This window comes from Pseudonocardia kunmingensis (assembly GCF_006716445.1).
GTDB lineage: Bacteria > Actinomycetota > Actinomycetes > Mycobacteriales > Pseudonocardiaceae > Pseudonocardia > Pseudonocardia kunmingensis.
On record NZ_VFPA01000001.1, the window covers coordinates 2,786,635 to 2,807,938 of the forward strand.

Annotated in this window: 18 protein-coding genes, 1 tRNA gene and 2 pseudogenes; 12 read left to right on the forward strand and 9 right to left on the reverse strand. The window is 74.3% G+C overall.

What is annotated here, in order from left to right; genetic code table 11:
* Nucleotides 1-29: 29 nt before the first annotated feature.
* Entirely contained in the window at nucleotides 30-1,025 is a 996-nt protein-coding gene (locus tag FB558_RS13275; RefSeq protein WP_142052359.1) for a Gfo/Idh/MocA family protein, read from the reverse strand.
* A gap of 147 nt (nucleotides 1,026-1,172) precedes the next feature.
* On the opposite strand from FB558_RS13275, the gene FB558_RS13280 reads away from it, so the two are divergent.
* The 3 genes from FB558_RS13280 to FB558_RS13290 all read left to right on the forward strand — a co-directional run bounded on the left by FB558_RS13280 (nucleotide 1,173) and on the right by FB558_RS13290 (nucleotide 3,565).
* Nucleotides 1,173-1,601: an ATP-binding protein gene (locus FB558_RS13280; protein WP_142052362.1), complete on the forward strand. Its 429-nt coding sequence runs from the start codon at nucleotides 1,173-1,175 to the stop codon at nucleotides 1,599-1,601.
* 287 nt (nucleotides 1,602-1,888) lie between these two features.
* Complete coding sequence (locus tag FB558_RS13285) at nucleotides 1,889-2,464, forward strand: DinB family protein (protein WP_142052365.1); 576 nt, start codon at nucleotides 1,889-1,891, stop codon at nucleotides 2,462-2,464.
* A gap of 9 nt (nucleotides 2,465-2,473) precedes the next feature.
* Nucleotides 2,474-3,565: a winged helix DNA-binding domain-containing protein gene (locus FB558_RS13290; protein WP_142054143.1), complete on the forward strand. Its 1,092-nt coding sequence runs from the start codon at nucleotides 2,474-2,476 to the stop codon at nucleotides 3,563-3,565.
* A 15-nt stretch (nucleotides 3,566-3,580) separates the two neighbouring features.
* Here the strand turns inward: FB558_RS13290 and FB558_RS13295 are convergent, their stop codons facing one another.
* Nucleotides 3,581-4,465 carry a LysR family transcriptional regulator gene (locus FB558_RS13295; protein WP_142052368.1) on the reverse strand — a complete coding sequence of 295 codons (885 nt, stop codon included), beginning with the start codon at nucleotides 4,463-4,465 and terminating at the stop codon, nucleotides 3,581-3,583.
* 170 nt (nucleotides 4,466-4,635) lie between these two features.
* On the opposite strand from FB558_RS13295, the gene FB558_RS13300 reads away from it, so the two are divergent.
* Nucleotides 4,636-6,099, forward strand: coding sequence for an amidase (locus tag FB558_RS13300; protein WP_142052371.1), 1,464 nt, complete (start codon nucleotides 4,636-4,638; stop codon nucleotides 6,097-6,099).
* Nucleotides 6,100-6,401: 302 nt separating this feature from the next.
* Here FB558_RS13300 and FB558_RS13305 read toward each other — a convergent pair whose 3' ends face one another.
* Nucleotides 6,402-7,430 carry an NADP-dependent oxidoreductase gene (locus FB558_RS13305; protein ID WP_142052374.1) on the reverse strand — a complete coding sequence of 343 codons (1,029 nt, stop codon included), beginning with the start codon at nucleotides 7,428-7,430 and terminating at the stop codon, nucleotides 6,402-6,404.
* A 238-nt stretch (nucleotides 7,431-7,668) separates the two neighbouring features.
* Here FB558_RS13305 and FB558_RS45890 point away from each other — a divergent pair.
* The 3 genes and pseudogenes from FB558_RS45890 to FB558_RS44460 all read left to right on the forward strand — a co-directional run.
* Nucleotides 7,669-8,745 (forward strand): annotated as a pseudogene (locus FB558_RS45890) (AfsR/SARP family transcriptional regulator); the annotation flags it as partial.
* 455 nt (nucleotides 8,746-9,200) lie between these two features.
* Nucleotides 9,201-9,326, forward strand: a pseudogene (locus tag FB558_RS45895) (hypothetical protein); the annotation flags it as partial.
* Between the two features lie 438 nt (nucleotides 9,327-9,764).
* On the forward strand, nucleotides 9,765-10,772 hold the full coding sequence (locus FB558_RS44460; protein ID WP_246106402.1) for an ATP-binding protein: 1,008 nt from the start codon (nucleotides 9,765-9,767) through the stop codon (nucleotides 10,770-10,772).
* Between the two features lie 355 nt (nucleotides 10,773-11,127).
* On the opposite strand, the gene FB558_RS13315 is transcribed toward FB558_RS44460, so the two are convergent.
* Nucleotides 11,128-12,060: an alpha/beta fold hydrolase gene (locus FB558_RS13315; RefSeq protein WP_142052377.1), complete on the reverse strand. Its 933-nt coding sequence runs from the start codon at nucleotides 12,058-12,060 to the stop codon at nucleotides 11,128-11,130.
* A 69-nt stretch (nucleotides 12,061-12,129) separates the two neighbouring features.
* Complete coding sequence (locus FB558_RS13320; RefSeq protein WP_142052380.1) at nucleotides 12,130-13,116, reverse strand: helix-turn-helix transcriptional regulator; 987 nt, start codon at nucleotides 13,114-13,116, stop codon at nucleotides 12,130-12,132.
* A gap of 165 nt (nucleotides 13,117-13,281) precedes the next feature.
* On the opposite strand from FB558_RS13320, the gene FB558_RS13325 reads away from it, so the two are divergent.
* The 3 genes from FB558_RS13325 (at nucleotide 13,282) to FB558_RS13335 (ending at nucleotide 14,839) form a co-directional block, all read left to right on the forward strand.
* Nucleotides 13,282-13,584, forward strand: coding sequence for a type II toxin-antitoxin system Phd/YefM family antitoxin (locus FB558_RS13325; RefSeq protein ID WP_142052383.1), 303 nt, complete (start codon nucleotides 13,282-13,284; stop codon nucleotides 13,582-13,584).
* A 10-nt stretch (nucleotides 13,585-13,594) separates the two neighbouring features.
* A complete protein-coding gene (locus FB558_RS13330) occupies nucleotides 13,595-13,954 on the forward strand; it encodes a type II toxin-antitoxin system RelE family toxin (protein WP_142052386.1) in 360 nt (119 codons plus the stop codon).
* Nucleotides 13,955-14,044: 90 nt separating this feature from the next.
* Entirely contained in the window at nucleotides 14,045-14,839 is a 795-nt protein-coding gene (locus tag FB558_RS13335) for a DinB family protein (protein ID WP_246106403.1), read from the forward strand.
* Nucleotides 14,840-14,939: 100 nt separating this feature from the next.
* On the opposite strand, the gene FB558_RS13340 is transcribed toward FB558_RS13335, so the two are convergent.
* A tRNA-Thr gene (locus FB558_RS13340) sits at nucleotides 14,940-15,016 on the reverse strand.
* A 119-nt stretch (nucleotides 15,017-15,135) separates the two neighbouring features.
* Between FB558_RS13340 and FB558_RS13345 the strand changes: the two genes are divergently transcribed.
* Nucleotides 15,136-15,840 carry a class I SAM-dependent methyltransferase gene (locus tag FB558_RS13345; protein ID WP_142052389.1) on the forward strand — a complete coding sequence of 235 codons (705 nt, stop codon included), beginning with the start codon at nucleotides 15,136-15,138 and terminating at the stop codon, nucleotides 15,838-15,840.
* 121 nt (nucleotides 15,841-15,961) lie between these two features.
* Here FB558_RS13345 and FB558_RS13350 read toward each other — a convergent pair whose 3' ends face one another.
* Nucleotides 15,962-17,110: an epoxide hydrolase family protein gene (locus tag FB558_RS13350; protein WP_142052392.1), complete on the reverse strand. Its 1,149-nt coding sequence runs from the start codon at nucleotides 17,108-17,110 to the stop codon at nucleotides 15,962-15,964.
* Between the two features lie 54 nt (nucleotides 17,111-17,164).
* On the opposite strand from FB558_RS13350, the gene FB558_RS13355 reads away from it, so the two are divergent.
* On the forward strand, nucleotides 17,165-18,121 hold the full coding sequence (locus FB558_RS13355; RefSeq protein WP_142052395.1) for a helix-turn-helix transcriptional regulator: 957 nt from the start codon (nucleotides 17,165-17,167) through the stop codon (nucleotides 18,119-18,121).
* A 34-nt stretch (nucleotides 18,122-18,155) separates the two neighbouring features.
* Here FB558_RS13355 and FB558_RS13360 read toward each other — a convergent pair whose 3' ends face one another.
* Nucleotides 18,156-18,401, reverse strand: coding sequence for a hypothetical protein (locus FB558_RS13360; RefSeq protein WP_142052404.1), 246 nt, complete (start codon nucleotides 18,399-18,401; stop codon nucleotides 18,156-18,158).
* A 118-nt stretch (nucleotides 18,402-18,519) separates the two neighbouring features.
* Nucleotides 18,520-21,303: an ATP-binding protein gene (locus FB558_RS45180; RefSeq protein WP_211366368.1), complete on the reverse strand. Its 2,784-nt coding sequence runs from the start codon at nucleotides 21,301-21,303 to the stop codon at nucleotides 18,520-18,522.
* Nucleotide 21,304: the final 1 nt, after the last annotated feature.

Consider the following 21,304-nt stretch of genomic DNA (forward strand, 5'->3'; position numbering starts at 1 on the left):
CTATTACGAATTTACGTAAAAGCTGCAACTCAGGGCAGCTCGGCGGGCCCCTCCTGCGGCACCATGCCGAGCTGGTCGGCGACGGCGCCGAGCACGTCCTGGACCGCGATCGTGTCGGCGAGCGGCATCACGGCGCTCTCCGGCCGCCCCGCCAGCACGCCGTCGGTGACCTCCCGCAGCTCGTGCGAGTACCCGGCACCGGTGGCGGGCGCGGTGATCTCCTCGGCGGCGCGGCCCGTGCGGTGCAGCACGATCGTGTCGGGGTGGTGGAAGCGCGGCAGGACGTCGATCCACCCGTCGGTGCCGAACACCCGCATCTGCCCGGGCGTCGCGCAACGCAGCGACGTGAACAGCGACGCCGTGCGGCCGTCGGCCCAGCCGAGCAGCACCGCCTCCTCGACGTCCACCCCCGACGGCGCGAGGGTGCCGTGCGCGACCACGGTGTCCGGCGTCCCGAGCACCATCTGCGCGAACGAGACCGGGTAGACCGTCAGGTCGAACAGCGCACCCCCACCCACGGCCGGGTTGTAGTACCGGTCCTGCGGGTCGGTGGGGGCGTTGACGCCGAGCTCGCCCTGCACGCCGCGGACGTCGCCGATCGCGCCGTCGGCGAGCAGGTCGCGCAGCCGCACGATCGCGGGCTGGAAGCGCGTCCACATCGCCTCCATCACGAACACACCGGCGTCGGTCGCGGCCGCGGCGACCTCGCGGGTGGCCGCGGGCGTCACCGTGAACGCCTTCTCGACCAGCAGTGCCTTCCCCGCCTTCACCGCCGCCAGCGCCACCGCCCGGTGCTGCGGGTGCGGTGTGGCGATGTAGAGCGCGTCGACCTCGGGGTCCTCCACGATCTCCCGGTACGAGCCGTGCGCGCGGCCGATCCCGTTCGCGTCCGCGAACGCCCGCGCCCGCTCCGGCGACCGGGACGCGACCGCGACGACCTCGGCATCGGGCAGGTGCACGAAGTCGCGCACGACCTTCGCCGCGATCCGGCCCGGACCCACCACTCCCCAACGAACGCTGCTCATGCGGCCATCCTCGTCCACGCCGTTCCACAGCTGTGGACAACCCCGTGGACAACCGAACGCGTGTTCGAGATTGGCCTCCTGGGGACTCGTCGGTGTGGCAGCTCCCCCACCCGGGAACGGTGAGGGCGCCGGAGTGGAGGTGACCACGTGGACACCGGGAACGAGACGCGCTCAGCGGCACTGCACTGGCACCTCCCGCCGGCGCCCGCCGCCGTGGGGCTCGTGCGCCGCCGGCTGGACGCCGCCCTCCGGGAGCGCGACGTCCCGGACGAGGCCCACGAGGCGGTGCTCCTCGTCGCCAACGAGCTCGCCGCGAACGCGGTGGAGCACGGCGAGGGCTCCGTGGACGTCGACGCCACGTTCTCCGACGGCTCCGTCCGGATCGCGGTCCGGGACGCCTCCGCGGACCCACCACGCCTCCGGTCCCCGAGCCCGTCCTCACTGCGGGGGCGGGGCCTGCTGGTGGTCGACTCCCTGGCGACGCGCTGGAACTGGAGCACCGACGGCGCCGGCAAGACCGTGTGGGCGGAGGTGCCGACCGACCGCGCGCTCGACGGAGCCGCTCAACGCCCGTGACGCCGCCGACCGTTGTGCGCCCGCAGCTCCACGCTCGAGCGGTGCCCCCGCCTGACGCGATGGCGGCCGCGGCGGAAGTACCGCCGCAGCCATCGCGCCAAGTTGATCATGGTGCCGAGGTTACCCAGCCGCCACGGTGGGTGAGCGCGACCGACACGAACCGTGAACAGCGAGGCGATCGCCGATCCGGGTGTGACGTGCGCCATCCGACGATGCGGTAGAAGGGGTCAGGAACTGTCCGCTCGGCCCGAGATCCTCGACCTCCATCGAGCACCGGAAGGACGGCGATGACCGTGACCACGACGACCCGGGCCCTCGATCCCGAGAGGGCCGAGCTGCTCGCGGGGCTCGCGACCGCACGCTCCGCCCTGATCGGCACCACCCAGGGGCTCACCGACGAGCAGGCCGCCGCGCACCCGACCGTCAGCTCGCTGTGCCTCGGCGGGCTGGTCAAGCACGTCGCGGCCATGGAGGAGACCTGGATGCGCTTCGCGGTCGAGGGCCCCTCCGCGATGCGCTACGACCTGCCCGACGGCGTCACCTGGGAGGACTTCGCGGCCGGCACCGCCCGCGAGTACCCGCAGTGGGCCATCGAGCACCAGAACGGCTTCCGCGTGCTGCCCGGCGAGACCCTGGCAGGCGTCCTCGAGCGCTACACGCGCGTCGCCGCCCGCACCGAGCAGGTCGTCGCCGACATCCCGGACCTGTCCGCGTCCCACCCGCTCCCCGAGGCGCCGTGGCACCCGCGGGGCGAGGAGCGCAGCGTGCGCCAGGTGCTGCTCCACCTGATCCACGAGACCGCCCAGCATGCCGGGCACGCCGACATCCTCCGCGAGGCGCTCGACGGCCGCACCGCGGGCTGATCGACCGTGGTGTCCCGGATCGGCTCCCGCGCCCTCAACCGCGCAGCGCTCGCCCGGCAGCTCCTGCTCGACCGCGCCGAGGTCACGGTCGAGGACGCCGTGGCGCACCTGTGCGGCCTGCAGGCCCAGGAACCGCAGGAACCGTTCGTCGGGCTCTGGTCACGGCTGCGCGCGTTCGATCCCGCGACGCTGTCGGGTCTGCTCCTCGAGCGGCGGGTGGTGCGCACCCACCTCATGCGCCGCACGGTCCACCTCGTCACCGCGGACGACGTGCTGGCGTGGCGGTCGCGCCACGACGCGATGCTGCGGCAACGGGCCATGGGCGTGTACCGCCGCGAGCTCGACGGGATCGATCTCGACGAGCTCGCCGCGGCCGGCCGCGCGGTGCTGGCCGACGGGACGCCCCGCTCGATGTCCGAGCTCGGGCGGATCCTCGCCGAACGCTGGCCGGCTCCGGGACCGCGCGTGCTGGGCGAGGTGGTGATCGCCACCCTCGTGCCGACGGTGCAGCTGCCGCCCCGCGGGCTCTGGCGCTCGACCGCCGGCGTGCAGAACGCCCCGGTGTCGTCGTGGCTGGGCCGCGAGGTCGACCCACCGCCCGCGGACGGCACGGACCCGGTCGGGGAAACGCTGGTGCGGCGCTACCTCGCCGCGTTCGGGCCTGCCGCCACGGCCGACCTGCGCGCCTGGTGCGGCCTCGCCGGGCTGCCCCGGTCGGTGGCGGCGCTGCGCGATCAGCTGGTCTCCTTCCGCGACGAACGCGGCCGCGAGCTGCTCGACCTCCCCGACGCGCCGCGCCCGGACCCCGACACCCCGGCCCCGGTGCGCTTCCTGCCTGCGTTCGACAACGCGATCCTGGGCTACGACGACCGCAGCCGCATCGTCGACGACGCCCACCGCGGCCTGTCGGTGGCCGGCGAGCGCGCCGTGCTCGTCGACGGCCGGGTGGCCGCGACCTGGACGGTCGAGGCGGGCACCGTGGTCGTCACCCCGCTGCGCCGGCTCTCCCGGTCCGACCGCGCGGCGGTGGAGGAGGAGGGCCGGGAGGTGTCGTCCTTCCTCTCGGAAGGCGAGCACCACCACGTGCGCATCTCCCCCTGAGCCACCTCGGGTGGTTCACCCCGGGCCGCGCATCTGCTGCCCGACCAGTTCGGCGAACTCGGCGGCAGCCGGCTCCAGGTCGGCCCACGACCGCGCAGCCCAACCGGCGGTCGGCCCGGGCAGCTCCGGGATCGGCACGAACCGGAGCTCCGGGTGCGCCGGCGGGGCCCAGTCCGGGACGGTCGCGACGACGGCCCGGTTCACGCCCAGCTCCGCGAGCAGGAGCGCGGTGTCCCACTCCGCGACACCCCGTGTCGCGAGTACGTCCTCGCCGAACAGCGCTTCGAGCCACCCCTGCGAGCTCGACGACACGGGCAGCACGATGTTCGCGATGTCGACGAGCTCGTCCGGGCTCAGGCTCGCCCGCGCCGCCAGCGGGTCGTCGCGGTTGACCGCCAGCGACCACGTGAGCTCGACCAGCGGGCGCAGTTCGACGTCGGTGAGCGGGCCGGTGATGGAGATCAGTGCGATGTCGACGCGGTTCGCCGCGAGATCGGTGAGGCACGCCCGGGTCGTCGCCTGCGTGCGGAAGGTCAGCTGCACGCCGGGGTGGCGGCGGCGCACCTGCAGGATCGCGTCGGGCATGAAGTGGCGGACCGTGGCGGCGCCCGAGCCGACCCGCACCTCACCCGCCCCTCCGGCCGCCATCGCGCGCAGCTGCAGCGTCGCGGCGTCGATGCGTCCCACTCCCGCCAGGGCGGCGTCGCGCAGCAGCCGGCCGGCGGCCGTGGGCAGCACTCCGCGCGGGCGCCGCTCGAGGAGGCTCAGCCCGAACTCGCGCTCCAGCCGGCGCACGTGCTGGCTCACCGCCGACTGGCTGCACGACATCGCCCTCGCCACCGCGGTGAAGCTGCCGCGGTCGCAGACCTCCACGAACACCCGCAGGTCCTCCAACGTCACCGCATGAAGCTATCGCTTATCAATACCGCGTAAAACCCGAGGATTGACTACCACTTCGAGGGCCGCGACGATCTCCTCGCAACGCCTGCGGCAGCCCCTCCGCGGCGCAGGGCACCGTCGATCGAGGCGTGCGGCATGACCGTGACGAACTCGGAGAGGAACGTGCCCTGATGGGCGAACTGCACCACATTTCGGCAACCGAGGCGCTCCGTGCCTTCCGCACCCGGCAGCTGTCGCCGGTCGAGCTCACCGAGGCGGTGATCGCGCGCGCCGAGCGGACCGAGCCCGTCGTCAACGCGCTGGGCCACCGCTTCTTCGACGAGGCGCTCCGCCAGGCCGAGCGGGCCGAGCGCCGCTACGCGGGCGAGGACGGCCCACCGCGGCCGCTGGAGGGGTTGCCCACCGTCGTCAAGGAGGACGAGCCGGTGGCCGGGCAGCCCTGGACCCAGGGATCGCTGAACCACCGGGACCTCGTGGCCACGCACACCTCGGTCTACGCGCGGCGCCTGATCGACGCCGGCGCGATCGTGCACGCGAGGAGCACCGCCTCCGAGTTCGCCACGGCGGCGTTCACGCACTCGGCGCTCTGGGGTGTGACCCGCAACCCGTGGAACCCGGACGTGTCGCCCGGCGGCTCGTCGGGTGGGTCCGCCGCGGCGCTCGCGGCCGGCTCCACGGTGCTGGCGAGCGGCTCGGACACCGCAGGCTCCATCCGGGTGCCGGCATCGTTCACCGGCGTCGTCGGGTTCAAGCCACCGCACGGCCGGGTGCCGGTGGACCCGCCCTTCCACCTCGACGGCTACGTGCACTCGGGCGTGCTCGCCCGCACGGTCGCCGACGCCGCACTGCTGCAGAACGTGGTGGCAGGGCCGCACGCAGGCGACGTCGGATCGCTGCGGCCCCGTTACGTGCTGCCGGATCCGGCCGGGCGGGGGGACGGCCTGGAGGGTGTGCGCATCGGGCTGTCGGAGGACCTCGGCGACTGGGCCGTCGACCCGGAGGTCCGACGCAACACCCGGAGGTTCGCCGAGCGCCTGCGCGCGGCCGGCGCCACGGTCGAGGAGGTCGAACTGCACGTGCCGCGGGCACAGGTGATGCGGGCGGCGGCGATCCACTTCCACCACGGGTTCGCCGGCGCGGTCGCGGCCGAGGGCCGGAGGCCCGGTGCCCGCCTCACGCCCTACGCGAAGGCGTTCGTCCGGTGGGCGGCCACCGCGTCCGCCGGGGCGACCGTGCTCGACGGGCTCGCGATCGAATCCGACCTCCACGCGCCCGTCGGTGCGCTCTTCGAGCGCTTCGACGCGCTCGTCTGCCCGACCGCCGCCACTCGAGGGCTGGTCGCGGGGGAGGACTACGTCGACCACGGACCCGAGGTGGACGGCGAGCGGCTCGGGCACTACCTGGAGTCGCTGCTCGCGCTCCCGTTCAACATCATGAACCGCTGCCCGGTGCTGGCCGTGCCATCCGGGTTCGCCCGCAACGGCGTGCCCACCGGGGTGCAGATCGTCGGCAGGCCGTTCGACGACGCCACCCCCTTCCGGATCGGATCAGCGGTCGAGCAGCAGCAGGACTGGCCGGAGGTCGCGCTGCCACGGACCACTGCTCAGCCCGGAGCCACCGGCGCGCCGGCTTGATCACCGAGGAGGTCGTCGCGGGCCGCACCGGCCGCGGCCAGGACCGTCCGCACGTGCTCGGCCGCATCCTCGCCGCGACCGGCGAAGGTGGGCTTCGACCTCGGCCGAGTACTCCTTGTCCCGGTCGGTCCGGGCGGGCTCGTCGGCCGGGGTCAGGCGCGGGTCGACGCCCTCGACGTGCAGGTCGAGCACATCGACGGTGGCGCCACCCGCGTCGAGCCGCGCGCGTGCCGCAGGGCGGCCCGCGCAGTGAGCGAGTCCTGCCGCGGGTGGGCGAGGACCAGCAGCGCGCTCGGGCGTCGTCACGATCCGCCGCCCAACCGGACGAGCATCTTGCCGACGTTGGCCCCGCGGAGGACGCCCAGGAGGGCGGCCGGTGCCTGGTCGAGACCGTCGACCACGGTCTGCTCGGTGTGCAGGGTGCCGTCGGCCAGCAGTGGGGCGGCCAGCCCGATGAACTCGCCGAACCGGTGCAGGTGGTCGCCCACCTGCATCCCGCGCAGGGACAGCCGCTTGCTCACCGCGTCGAGCAGGTTGCTCGGCCCGGGCACGGGCTCCGTGGCGTTGTACCCGCTGATCGCCCCGATCAGGGCGGCCCGGCCGTTGACGCGCAGGGCGCCGATCGCCGCCTCCAGGTGCTCGCCGCCGACGTGGTCGAGGTAGACGTCGATCCCGTCGGGTGCGACGGCGGCGAGCTGGGGCGCGATGGGGCCGGCGCGGTGGTCGACGGCGGCGTCGAACCCGAAGTCGCTCACCACCTTCTTCACCTTCTCCGGCCCGCCCGCGGAGCCGATCACGCGCGCGGCGCCGAACCGGCGGGCCAGCTGGCCGGCCACGCTCCCGACGGCGCCGGCCGCGGCGGAGACGAGCACGACGTCACCCCCGCGCACCGGAGCGATCTCGGTGAGCGCGATGTACGCGGTGAGCCCGGTCGTGCCGAGCGGGCCGAGGTAGGCCTGCGCGGGGGCGAGCGCGGTGTCCACGACGGTGACGGCCTCCGCGTCGAGGGCGGCGTGCTCGCGCCACCCCAGGAAGTGCGCGACGGTGGCGCCCACGGGGACGCCGGGAGCGCGGCTGGCGACGACCTCGCCGACCGCCGAGCCCTCGAGCGGGGCGCCGATCGCGAAGGGCGGCAGCACGGGCGACGGGACGTCGTCCATCCGGCCCCGCATGTACGGGTCCACCGACATCCAGGTGTTGCGCACCAGCACCTGGCCGTCGCGCAGCGCGGGCAGCGGGGCGTCGACGAGCGCGAAGTCCTCGGGGCGGGGCTCGCCCACCGGGCGCGCGGCCAGCCGGATCTCGCGGGTGGTGGCGAGCGTGGCCTTCATCGTCTCGTTCCTCTCGTAGGTCCTCGTCGCGACGAGACCGAGGTTGCGCCTGTGGTGTTCGGGTTCGGCTCGGGTCCTGTTGTGATCGCGTTCGGACGCACCCGGCTACCGTCGGGACGTGCGTTTCGGGGTGCTGGGGCCGCTGGACGTGCGGACGGCGGACGGGCGGGCGGTGCGGGTGCCCGAGCTGAAGGTCCGCGCGTTGCTCGCGGCCCTGCTCGCCCGGGACGGGCACCCGGTGTCGGCCGATCGGCTGGCCGAGGACCTGTGGGGTGGCGGACGACGGCCGGGCAGCCCCGTCCGCGCCGTGCAGGCGAAGGTGTCGCAGCTGCGCAAGGCGCTGGAGGACGCCGAGCCCGGCGGGCGCGAGCTGGTGGCGTCAGCGGCGGCTGGGTACGTCCTGCGGGCCGGCGACGATGCGGTGGACGCCGCGCGGTTCGCCGCGCTCGCGGCGCAGGCCCGCGCCACGCCGGATCCCGCCGCGAAGGCCGCGCTGCTCGCGGACGCGCTCGCGCTCTGGCGCGGCCCGGCGTTCGCCGACTTCCGCGACGAGGATTTCGCCCGGGCCGCGACGGCCCGCCTGGACGAGCAACGGCTCACCGTCGTCGAGGAGCTCGCCGAGGCCCGCCTCGCCCTCGGCGAGCACGCGCTGCTGGCCGACGAGCTCGGCGACCTGGTCGCGCAGCACCCGCTGCGGGAACGGCTGCGGGCCGCCCACGTGCTCGCGCTCTACCGTGCGGGCCGGCAGAGCGAGGCGCTGACGAGCTTCGGGACGCTCCGCACGCGCCTGGTCGAGGAGCTCGGCCTCGACCCCGGTCCGGAGCTGGTCGCGCTGCACCGGGCGATCCTCGGGCACGATCCCGGGCTGACGGCCGTGCCGGCGCCCGTGACGACGGGCGCCCGTCCCCGGAGCAACCTCCCGGTGCCGGTGACCGCTCTGGTCGGCCGGTCCGGGGCGGTCGCGGCGGCGCGTGACCGGCTCGCGGCAGGCCGGCTGGTGACGCTGACCGGTCCGGGCGGTGTCGGCAAGACCCGCCTCGCGCTGGAGGTCGCCTCGCAGGTCGCCGGGGAGTTCGCCGACGGCGCGTGGTTCGTCGACCTCGCCGCGATCGGGGCAGGCACGGATCCGTCCCCGGTGGGGGTGGCCGAGCTGGTGGCGGCGGTGCTGGGGGTCCGCGACGAGACCGGCGGGCGTCCCGCCGACCTGCCCCATCAGCTGTGCGACGCGCTGCGGTCCCGGGAGCTGCTGCTCGTGCTGGACAACTGCGAGCACGTCGTCGAGCCGGCCGCCGGTCTCGTGGCGGCGCTGCTCGCGGCCGCGCCGGGGTTGCGCGTGCTGGCCACCAGCCGCGAGCCGCTCGCCGTGGCGGGGGAGGCGCTGCAGGAGGTCGCGCCGCTGGACCTGCCCGCGGATCCGGGCGACCCCACCGCCGTCGCGGCGTCCGGGGCCGCCCGCGTGTTCGCCGAGCGCGCTGCTGCCGCCGCCCCCGGATTCGCCGTGGACGCGACCAACGCCGCCGCGGTCGCCGCGATCTGCGCCCGGCTCGACGGGCTGCCGCTCGCACTGGAGCTGGCCGCGGCGAGGGTCCGCGCGCTCGGCGTCGAGGGCGTGGCCAGGCGCCTGGACGACCGGTTCCGGCTCCTCTCCGGCGGCAGGCGCGACGCCCCGCAACGGCAGCGCACGCTCCGGGAGGTGATCGACTGGAGCTGGGACCTGCTCACCGCGCCCGAGCGCGCCGTGCTGCGCCGGATGGCCGTGCACGCCGGAGGATGCACCCTCGCCGCGGCGGAGGCGGTCTGCGCCGGGGAGGACGTCGAGCCCCCGATGCGGTCCTCGACGTCCTGGCCCGGCTGGTCGACCGGTCCCTGGTCGTCGCCGGTTCCCCGGACGACGCGGACGGCCCCCGGTACCGGCTGCTCGAGTCGGTGGCGGCCTACGGGCGCGAGCAGCTCGCGGCGGCCGGGGAGCTCGACACCGCGCAGGCGCGCCACCAGGCCCACCACACGGCGCTGGCCGAGCGGGCCGAGCCGCACCTGTACGGCCCCGACCAGCGCCGCTGGCTGCTGCGCCTCGACGCCGAGAGCGCGAACCTGCGCGCGGCCCTCGACGGCGCCCTCGCCCGCGGCGCGGGCGAGGGCGCGTTGCGGCTCGTCAACGCGATGTCCTGGTACTGGTACCTGCGCGGGCGGCACCGGGAGGCGCACCGCGCCCTCGGCGGGGCACTGGCGGTCGGCGGTCCGCCCGCCGCCGTGGCGCGTGCCGGGGCCTGGCAGGCCGCGTTCGCGATGCTCGTCGGTGACGGCAGCGATCTCCTGCGCGCCAGCCGGGCGGCCGTGGCCGGCTACGACGGTGTCGACGCCCCGCGGCAGCGGGCCCGGGCGGAGTGGTTCCTCGCGCACGCCCACCTGAACTTCGGCGACGTGCCCGCGGGGGACGAGCTCAGCGCGACGGCGCTGGCCGCGTTCCGCACCGTCGACGACGGCTGGGGGATCGCCGCGGCGCTGAGCAGCCGGGCGAAGGTGGCGATGTTCCGGGGAGAGCTCGCCGCGGCCGAGCACGCCGCGGCGGACAGCCGCCGCCGGTTCGTGGAGCTGGGCGACCGCTGGGGCCGGCTGCTGGCCGACGACATGCTCGCCCACCACGCGGAGGTCACCGGCGACCACGCCACGGCGGCCCGGCTGCACCGCGAGGACCTGCGGATCGCCGAGGACCTGCAGCTGTGGACCGACGCCTCCTACCGCCTGTCCGGCCTCGGCCGGATCGCGCTGCTGACGCGCGACTTCGCCGCCGGCACCGAGCTGCACGAGCGCGCCCTGCGGCTCGCGACCGACCAGGGCAACCCGTTCGCCGCCGAGTACGCCCGGGTCGGCCTCGGGCTCGGAGCGCGGCGGCAGGGGGATCTGGACGCCGCTGAGGAGCACCTCGGTGCCGCGCTCACCCGCAACCGCGCGCTGCAGGCGGACTACGGGGTCGCGTACTACGGGGTCACGCTGCTGCTGGCCGAGCTCGGCTTCGTCGCGGAACTGCGAGGCGACGCCGCCCGCGCCACCGCCCTGCACGGCGAGGCGCTGGCCGCGGCCCGCGGGGTCGGCGAGCCCCGGGCCGTCGCGCTCGCGGTCGAAGGGCTGGCGGGGGCCGCGGCGGTCGCGGGGCACCACGTCCGCGCCGCCCGGCTGCTCGGCGCCGCGAGCGCGGGGCGGGAGGCCGTCGGCGCCGCGCTGCCCCCCGCCGAGCGCGGCGATGTCGATCGGATCGCGGCCACCGCTCGCGCAGCCCTGGGTGCGGCGGCGTACGCCGAGGCGTTCACGGAAGGCGCCGCAACGCGGCTGGAGGACGTGTGACCGGCAACCATTGACCACCTTGGAGCCTTACTGTTTGACGACGCCCAGGAGAGCAGTACGGCTCCAAGGTGCGGGAAGCTCAGTCGCTCTTGACCCGGCCGTCCGTCGCCCCTGCCCGCTGTTGATCCACGCGCGGTTGATCGGTTCGAGCAGCACGTCAGCGCGGCCGAGGCAGCCGTGCGGTACGGCTGGGGGCGATCAAGACGGTCGTGTTGTCGGTCCGCTCCGAGGACGCTGCCACCGGTCGGTTCTCGACATCGGCCATGAGGGACGTCGCAGGCTGGAGGCCGTCGCCGCGCGAGATCGGAACTTCCACGGGCGAACGCCGCGATCGCCTCGATTGCAGGCGTCCGGGTTACGCCTGCAGGAACATCTCCAGCAACGCGAGCAGGGTCTGCGGGGCGTCTTCCGGGGTGAAGTGGCCGGCGTCGGCGAGCTCGATCACGGGCGCGGTCGGGTAGGCCTCGCGGAAGGCTGTGATCATGTGGCGGGGGATGAGCGCGGTGTCACGCATGCCCTCGACCAGCATCGCCGGCTTGGCCCGCACGGCGGCGACGGCGGCCGGGTCGGGTGGGGGCGGCGCGTCCGCCGCGTCGGGAGCGACGAGCTGGCGGGGAAACCGGATCACGCCCCGGCACTCGGCGGGGGTGGGGAACGGACTGGCGTAGGCGCGGATCCAGGTGGGGGTGACGATCTCCGGCCGGGCGATGGTCTGCAGCGCGAGCATCAGGTGGGTGACCGTGTGCCCGGCGTTGCCCAGGATCTGCTCGAAGCTGCCGTCGGCATGGGCGGCACGCGCCCAGCGGAACCAGGCACTCTCCGCCATGTTCGCGGCGAAGGCCTCCTCGTAGCCGGGCAGCCCGAGGGTGAGCACGGTGTTGGTGGCGAAGATGCGGTCCACCCGGTCCGGATGGCGCAGCGCGAACCCCGCACCGATCGGCCCGCCCCAGTCGTGCAGCACCAATGTGATGTCACGCAGGTCCAGCTCGTCGACCAGGAGTGTTTCGAGGTTGTCGACGTGCTCGCCGGCCAGATAGCTCCGGTCTTGCGGAGTGGCGCTCTTGCCGAAGCCCATGTGGTCGGGCACCACCACCCGGTGCCGCTTCGACAGCGGGCCGATCAGATGGCGCCACAGGTAGCCCCAGGTCGGCTCCCCGTGCAGCAGTACCAGGTTGCGCCCTCGGCCGGGCTCGCCCTCGTCGATGTAGTGGTAGGTGAATCCGGGTGCCTTGCTGTAGCGCGCGGGATAGGGCCAGGTGCCGTCGAACGTCTCCTCGGCGGGGATCACGATCCGTCCTCTCTGTCGTCTCGGTGTTCGGGCACCGAGAACCTAGGGACGGTCCGCTGACATCTTCTGTCAGTGGAGGTGGTACATATCGGCGAGAGCGGCGACGGCGCGGGTCACATGCTCGCGCAGCGCCTCCGGTTCGAGCACCTCGACCTCGGCGCCCAGCCGCAGCAGCAGCCCGCCGGTGTGCTCCACCGACTCCATCGGGATCATCACCCGCAACCAGCCGTCCGGCTCATCGAGGCGGGCGCTGCGCCGCGCGGCCGAGACCAGCGCCGGCTCCCACAGGTGCGGCAGCAGTTCCAGCGCGCGCGGCGTGAGCCGCACGGTCGCTTCACCGGTGTGGCGGCGGGCGTCGAACTCGCGCAGCGACGCGTCCCAGTGCGCGGCCAGATCGAATCCAGTGGGCCGCTCGAACCGCTCGTCCAGCACTCGCAGGCGACTGATCTCGGCGACGCGGTAGGTCCGAACCTCGTCCGCCGCACCGCAGGAACCAGCCACCAGGTACCAGCGGCCGCCCTTGAGCACCACGCCGTAGGGCTCGAGAGTGCGAGTCACCTCCGGTTTCGGCGCCCAGCGGCGGTAGCGCACCCGGACCCGGCGCTGTTCCCACACCGCACCCACCACCGCGCCCAGGTGCGGGGTGCGATCCGGATCGACGTACCAGCCCGAGGTATCCAGGTGGAAGCGCTGGTGCAGCCGGTTCGCCCGCTCCCGCAGGTCGTCGGGCAGCGCCGCCATCAGCTTCAGCCGGGCGGTGGCCAGCACCGCGCCCAGCCCCAGATCCGCCGCCGGGCCGGGCAACCCGGTGAGGAACAAGGCCTCCGCCTCCTGCGAGGTCAGCCCGGTCAGCCGGGTGCGGTAGCCGTCGAGCAATGCATAGCCGCCGGCGTGGCCCGCCTCCCCGTACAGCGGTATGCCCGCCGCGTGCAGTGACTCCACATCCCGGTACACCGTGCGCACCGAGACCTCCAGCTCACTGGCGAGCTGCCGGGCCGTCATCCGGCCCCTGGCCTGCAACAACAACAGAACGGACAGCAACCGGGCCGCGCGCATGCCCGCACGGTGCCAGCCACCCCCGACGATCCGGGCCGATCATGCCTGCCGGTACCCGGACTGTTCACATACAGACGCGGGGCGACATCCCCGGCTCGGGGACAGGTGGCGACCCACGCCCCGCCTGGGTAGAATCCTACCCAGGACGGACGGGGAGCGCGGAACATGAACGTGGATACGAGGGACCTGATCAGCATCACCGAAGCGAGCAACAAGGGCGTGTCCAGGCTCGTGGCCGATGCCGAGGAGGGCCGGCCGCAGGTCCTGCTGCGCAACAGCAAGGCGGTGGCCGCCGTCGTGAACATCGACAGCATCGATCGGCTCCAGCGCATCGACGAACTCGAGGACGACCTACGCCTGCTCAGCATCGCCCTGGTCCGCGCGGCGGCGGACAGCGGCCGGCGCTTCGACCTCGACGACGTCCTGGCGAATGCCGGCATCGACCCGGACAGCCTGGACGAGGACTGAGGGCAGGCTCGTGGCGAAGGTGCAGCTGAGCGAGGAGGCCGTTGAGGATTTCCAGGACCTGGACGGGGCGGCTCAGCGGGTCGTCGCCAAGGCTCTGAAGAAGCTTGCGACCGACCCCCACTTGCGGGGTCAACCGCTCGGCAGCCGGGCGCGGGGAGACCTCACCACGTTCCGCAAGCTCGTCGTCGGCAACCGTGATTACCGGATCATCTACCGCATCGAACCCGACGGTTCCGTGGTCGTGGTCTGGGTGATCGCGAAGCGGGCCGACAGTGAGGCCTACGAGCTGGCGATGAGCCGCCTCCGGCTGCATGCGGACGCGACCGTTCGGGAGCTCGCCGGCAGCCTCGAGCAGGTCTGGGACCGCTGACCCGGTCTGATCGACGAGTTCGGCCGGCCCGAGGAACGTCGCGCCGCACAGCGACCTCCCGCCGAGCAGGGTTCACAGCGGTTCGCCTCGATGTGCCGCAACAAGCCCACTGCACAGCACGAACCAGTCCGGATCATGTCGGGGCTCGGACCTAGCCTGCGGAGCATGACGCGGTTTGCCGACGAGGATCTGCAGGGTGCGGAGTTCCGCGAGTGCGACCTGACCGGGGCCCGCCTGATCGGCGTCGTCATGCAGGACGCCGTGATCGACGGGCTCATCACCAACCTCGTCGTGAACGGTGTCGAGGTCACCGAGTACGTCGAGGCAGAGCTCGACCGGCGGCATCCGGTGCGGGTGCTGATCCGTTCCGAGGACCCTGCCGACCTGCGCGAGGCATCGCGTCAGCTCCACGCCGGCTGGGCCGCCACGATCGAGCGGATCCGCCGCACGCCCGGCATCGAGCGCCGCAGCGTGCACGACGAGTGGTCGGCGGTGCAGACGATGCGCCACCTGGTCTTCGTCCACGACTCGTGGTTCCGCCGCTGCTGCCTGGGCTCGACGCAGCTGTTCACGCCGATGGGCATCGGGACGACCGTCGAGCCCTACCGTGGAGCGCACGGGCTCGACCCCTCGCTCGATCCGGCGCTCGACGAGATCGTGAGCGTGCGTGCCGCACAGGCCGCGGAGCTCGAGGCCTGGCTCGACGGGGTCACCGCTGGGCAGCTCGCAGCGCGAGCACCGGTGCCCGACGACGATGCCTGGCCGCCGTACGCCCGGGGCCGCTCGGTGCGGCAGTGCCTCGGCACGGTGCTCAACGAGACCTTCGAGCACCACGGCTTCTGCGTCCGCGACCTCGACCTGATCGAGGCACAGGACGCTGAGTAGGGCCGCTTACGGACTCACATCTTCGAATGCGGGCATCGCTGACCGTCTGCGCGGTGCCGAGCCGCGTGGGAGGCCGGCAAGCGATCTACCAGGGGCCTCGTGGAGCCGCCTTGGGGAGTCGAACCCCAGACCTACGCATTACGAGTGCGTCGCTCTAACCGACTGAGCTAAGGCGGCAGGTGGTGCGCGGCCCAGTGTAGCGACCGCCCGACGGCGCCCGTCGCCCTCCCCGGCCCGCCGCTGACCGGCCGATACAGTGGCGCCGCCCGTGCCGGTACGCCCTGGAGGTCCGTCCCTTGAAGCAGCTCGACCTGGGGTTCGTCACGGGGCTGTACCGCCAGTACGCGGAGGACCTGGCCGCGGTCGGGGCGCAGCAGCGGGCGTTCGCCGAGTCGATGGGGTCGCGGATGACACCGCAGCTCGACGACCTCGAGGCGGAGATCACCTACCTGCTGCTGCGGGAGACGCGGCCTGCGGTGGTCATGGAGCTGGGCACGTTCCACGGGTGGTCGACGTCGTGGATCCTCAGCGCCCTGCGCGACAACGGGTCGGGGCGGCTGCACAGCTTCGACCGGATCGACAACGTCGTGCGCAACGTGCCGGAGGACCTCGCCGAGGGGCGGTGGACGTTCGTGCGGGGCGACATCAAGCAGACCCTCGACCAGGTCCCGACGGACACCGGCTACCTGTTCGTCGACGCCGCCCACAACAGCCGCTTCGCCCGCTGGTACCTCGAGCACCTGTTCCCGCGGGTGCCGGCCGGGATCCCGGTGAGCGTGCACGACGTCTACCACTTCCGCGCCACCCTGCCCCTGCACGAGGGCAAGGTCGTCGTGCGCTGGCTGGACGAGCGCGGGGTGCCGTTCTTCACGCCGTCGCGCGCGAAGTCCCGCACGGCCTACGACACGCTCACCGTCCTGCGGCAGGACCTGGGCCTGGCGGCGATCCGCGGAGCGGGCGACAACCCGATGATCTTCTTCGAGATGCCCGCCCCGCGGTGACCGCAGCACCGCACACACCGGATGGCGCCCGCACACGTGTCCCGCGATGTGTGCGGACCCCACCAGGTCTGTGCCGTCGGGTCCGCGCCGCGCCGTACTCGGCCGGCGGGCGCGCGTGGCATCAGCGCGGGTCGGGGCTGCGCCGCTCCGCGCAGAAGGCCCGGATCTCCTCCGCCAGGTCCCGCGGCACCTCCATCGCGGCGAAGTGGCCGCCGCGGGGCCGCTCGGTCCAGGACACGATGTTCGTGTTGTCCCGCTCGGCGAAGGGCCGCATCGACCGGAAGTCGTCGGCGAAGACCGTGACGCCGATCGGGCCGTCGTTGACGACGGGGGCCGCGTTCCGCTCGGCGTGGTGGTAGCGCACGGCCGTGGCCGAGGTGTTCGTGAGCCAGTACAGCGACACCTGCGTCAGCACCTGGTCCCGGCCGACCAGGCTCGTGCCGTTGCCGAAGTTCTCGAACAGCTCGTTGTAGGCCAGGAGGCCGACGGGTGAGTCGGACAGCGCCGCCGCGATCGTCTGCGGCCGCGAGGCGTTCATGAGCGCGTAGCCGTTGACCGTCTGGAACCAGCCCGCGAACTCCAGCGCCGCGTGGTCCGCAGGCGTCATCCGCTCGAACTCGGCGGGGTCGCCGGACGGGAACGAGAACAGCTGCAGGACGTGGGCGCCCAGGAATCCGGGCGGGTTCAGGATCGCGAGCTCGCGGGAGACCATCGCCCCGACGTCGCTGCCGTGCGCGGCGTAGGAGTCGTAGCCGAGCCCGCGCATGAGCGCGTCCCAGGTCCGGGCGACGCGCGCCGTCGTCCAGTCGCCGTCGGCGAGCGGCGTGCTGAACCCGAAACCGGGGACCGAGGGGATCACGACGTGGAAGGCGTCCTCGGCCCGGCCGCCGTGGGCCACGGGGTCAGTCAGCGGGCCGATCACGTCGAGGAAGTCGGCGAACGACCCCGGGTAGGTGTGGGTGAGCACGATCGGGGTCGCGCCCGCGACCGCGGACCGGACGTGGAGGAAGTGCACGGTCTGGCCGTCGATCTCGGTGAGGAAGTGCGGGAACCCGTTCATCCGGGCCTCCTGCGCGCGCCAGTCGAACGCGGTGCGCCAGTGCTCCACCGTCTCGCGGAGGTAGCCGACGGGCGTGCCGTAGCTCCAGTCGTCGCCGGGGGCGGGCTCGGGGAAGCGGGTGATCTCCAGGCGGTGCTGCAGGGCGTCCAGGTCGGCCTGCGGGACCGCGACCTCGAAGGGGCGGACGGAGAGCGTCTCGGTGCTGGTCATGCCCTTAAGGTAGAACCAGTACCGGCACAGTTCGTTCCTGTACTCGGAGGCGGCATGCTCGAGACGTCAGCACGGCTGCTCGCCCTGCTCGGCCTCCTGCAGACGCCCCGCACGTGGTCGGCCGCGGAGCTGACGGCCCGGCTCGGCGTGGGTGAGCGGACCGTGCGCAAGGACGTCGAGCGGCTCCGGGCCCTCGACTACCCGATCGACGCGGTGCGGGGCCCCGCAGGCGGGTACCGGCTCGGCGAGCACGGCAAGCTCCCGCCGTTGCTGCTCGACGACGAGGAGGCCGTGGCGGTCGCCGTCGGGCTGCAGGCGGTCACCGCGGTCCGCGGGATCGAGGAGGCGAGCGCGCTGGCGCTGGCGAAGCTCGAGCACGTGCTGCCGTCCCGGTTGCGCCGCCGCGTCCGCGCCCTGCACGACAGCACGTCGACCGGCCCGGCGAACACCGCCACCAACGTGGCGGACCCGGCCGTCGACGCCGCCCTGCTCACCGAGCTCGCGGTGGCGGTGCGCGACAGCGTCGGCATCCGCTTCGCCTACCGGGACGACGAGCACGCGGAGGTCGAGCCGTACCGGCTGGTGAGCTGGCAACAGCGGTGGTACCTGGTGGCGCGGGAGCGGCCCACGCGGGAGTGGCGCAGCTACCGCGCCGACTGGATGCGGCTCAAGACGCCCGGCGGCGCCCGCTTCTCCCCCGACCCCCTTCCCGGCGGCGACTACACGGCGTTCGTGCTCCGCGAGGTGGCGTTCGCCGGGTGGTCGGTGCACGCCCGGATCGAGGTGGACGCCCCGGCGGAGGAGGTGCTCGCCCGGATCAACCCGACGGTCGGCGTGGTCGAGACCGTCGACGACCGGCGCTGCGTGCTCGTCACCGGCGGCGACAGCCTGGAGATCGTGGCCGTGTGGATCGGGATGCTCGGACTGGACTTCCACGTCACCGAGCCACCCGAGCTGGTCGAACACATCCGCGTGCTCGCGACGCGGTACGCCGGCGCCTTGCCGGGGTGATCGGGACACGGACGACGAACGGCACTCTCGTCGACTAGGTACCGACGAGAGTGCCGTTCGTCGGCTCCCCGCCCACTTCGATCTTCGACACCGGGGTGCCGGCCGCCCGGCGCCCGAGCCGGCGCAGCGGTCCGAGCCGCTCGGGCCACCCGGACCGCTGCGGGCGGGCGGGCGCCGCGGAACGGGCCAGGCGCTCCGCCGCAGCCTCGGCGAGCAGGGTGCGGCGGTGGTCGGCGGCGATGTCGGCGACGGTGTGGAGCTGGTTCAGCATCGTGGTCACGTCCTCGGTCCGGCGGTTGCGATGCCACAACCCTCGGCTTCCGGGCGCTCCCGAACATCCGTACCGCGCACGGACCCACCACGGATTCCGGCGTCCGTGATCTGCGTGCGTGGCGCGGTCAGACGACCGTGGCACCCATCGCGACCAGGGCGGACACGCCCTTCTCGCGCTCGGCGCCGCCGGCCAGGACGAGGCTGCGGGCCCACTGGTAGCGGCAACCCGCCCGGTCCAGGTCGTCCGCGGCCGCGAGCACCCGGGCCGGGGCGCCTGCGGCGAGGGCGTCAGCGCGGTCGACGACCGCCGCCGCGACCACGTTCTCGGCGGTGGCCGCGCGGACGGCGTCGATCCGGGCGCGCGCATCGCTGCGCCCGGCGAGCACCGCCGCCTCCGCCCACAGCGCCGCGTACCAGGGCCGCCAGATGCCCTGGTACCAGCGGCGCAGCTCGTGCGGCGGCGTCGCGAGCTCCACCAACGCCTCCTCGGGCCGACCGTCGTGCAGCAGCAGGAGCGCCTCGAAGAACGCGGCGGCGTGCTGGTCGTGCGGGCGATCAACGGGCGCCAGCGCCTCGACGATCGCCGCCCAGCGGCTGCGCTCCTCCGCCTCCCCCCGCAGGCCGTGCACGAGAGCCATCGCCTGGGCGGACCGGCGCAGGGTGGGCACGCGCGGCCGCCCGGCCCGCTCCCAGTCTGCCCGGAACCGGCCGCCCGCCTCGACGGCGAGCTCCCAATCGCCCTCCAGCGCGCAGACCGTGATCAGCCGCGCCAGCGCGACGTGGCGGATCTCCCGGTGCAGCGGCAGGTCACGGATGCGCTCGGCGAGCCGGCGCGCCGTGGGCAGGTCGCCCGCCGCGATCGCGGACTCCGTGGCCATGACGTGGGCGTCGGAGAGCTCGAACCCCAGATCGGCGTCGAGCGCGACCGGAGCGAGCAGCTCCGTGCGCCGCAAGGCGTTGGCCAGCGCGTCCCGGGGGGCTCCGTCGGCGAGCTGCACGATGGTGAGCCGGTCCAGCGCGGCGCTCTCCACGAGGGGGTCGCCGACGCTGCGAGCGAGTTCCAGCGCGCGGTGAGCGTCCCGCGCGGCGTCCGGATCGGCCTCCGATTCCGCGAACGCCTCGGCAACGGCGATCCGGGCGCGGGCCGCGAGGTCCTCACCGGCGTGCTCCCGCGCCTCCTCGATCACGGCCCGGACGACGGCGCGATCCGGCGGGTCGGTGATGGTGCCGGCCGCGCGGTACATCAGCTCCGCGACCTGCGCGAGGTCACGCGCGGCCGACGCGGGGGCGCCGGCGCGCAGCGCCGCGTCGGCGGCAGCCCGGTGCAGCCGGATGGCGTCGTCGCCCGCCAGGCGCGACTCGGCGGCGCCCGCGGCACGGTGCAGGGCCGTCGCGGCGCTGAGGTCGTCCGGGGCCAGGCCCGCCGCCTGCTCGTAGCGCCACTGCGACTCGCTGGGGATACCCCGGCGGTGGCACAGGGCAGCGAGCAGGGTCTTGCCCTCGTACGCGGTCGTGCGCAGGTCGGGCCGGGCCACCGCCCACCCGAGCGCGGCCCGCAGCTCGTCGGCCAGCCGGTCGAACCGCGCCCGCCACTCCGGCATCGGCACGTCGGCGCCGAGCAGCTCCGCGCCCGCGTCGACGGCCCAGCGCAGGTGCCGGGTGCGGGTCGCGTCGAGCTCCTCGGAATCGTCGAGCAGCTCGACGCCGTACTGCCGGACCGTCTCCAACGCGCGGTAGCGCGTACCGTCGCCCGCCGCGACCGGGACCAGCAGGCTGTGGTCGGCCAGCGCGGCGAGGTGGTCGCCGACCTCACGGGCGGCCACGGGCGGCGCGCCCACGACGACGGCGGCGGCGTCGGCGCGGAACGGCCCTGCGAACACCGCGACCCGGCGCAGCACCGACCGCACCGGTGGCTCGAGCAGCGCGCAGCTCCAGTCGAGCGTGGAACGCAGCGACCGGTGCCGGCCGTCGACGCGGCGGGCCCCGGTGAGCAGCTGCAGGTGGTCGGCGAGGCCGGCCTCGAGCCCGTCGACCCCCAACGTGGGCAGCCTCGCCGCGGCCAGCTCGATCGCGAGCGGCACGCCGTCGAGCCCGCGGCACACCCGGGTGATCCGGCCGCGGTCCTCCTCGGAGAGCGTGACGCCCGCCGTGGCCGCCCGCTCCTCGAACAGCGCGAGGGCATCGCCTGCGTCGGCGCCGGAGTCGGCGACCGACAGGCCGTCCACCGCGAACACCCGCTCGAACGGCAGCAACAGCCGGGCCCGGCTGGTGGCGAGCACGACGATCCCGGGGCCGCTCGCGAGCAGCCGCTCCACGAACTCGGCGACGCCGCCCAGGAGGTGCTCGCAGTTGTCCAGCAGGAGCAACGCCCGGCGGCCCGCGGCCCACTCGAGCACGGTCTGCTGCGCCGACCGGCCCGGCTGCTCGCCGAGGCCGAGCGCCGCGACCACCGTGGACGCGATCATCGAGGCGTCCGTGACCGGCACGAGGTCGACGTACCAGACGCCGTCGGCGAACCGGTCGCTGACGTCGGCGGCCACGGCCAACGCCAGCCGCGTCTTCCCGACCCCGCCGGGGCCGACCGCGCTGACCAGCCGCTGCCCCTCCACCGCCGCCGCCAGCTCCGCGCGCTCCCGCACCCGGCCGACGAACGAGGTGAGCGCCGACGGCAGCGCAGGCGCCTGCGGGCGGGCGGCCCGCGGTGCGCCGGTGCGCTCGCCGGCGATCCGGGTGAGTGCGCGACGGTCCTCGGCGCCGAGCTTGCGCAGCAGCGACGACACGTGGCTCTCGACCGTGCGGACCGAGATGAACAACCGCGCGGCGATCTCCGCGTTGCTCAGGTGCTCACCGACGGCCGCCAGCACCTCGGCCTCGCGCGTCGATACGGCCGCGTCCGCCAGGTGCCCCACC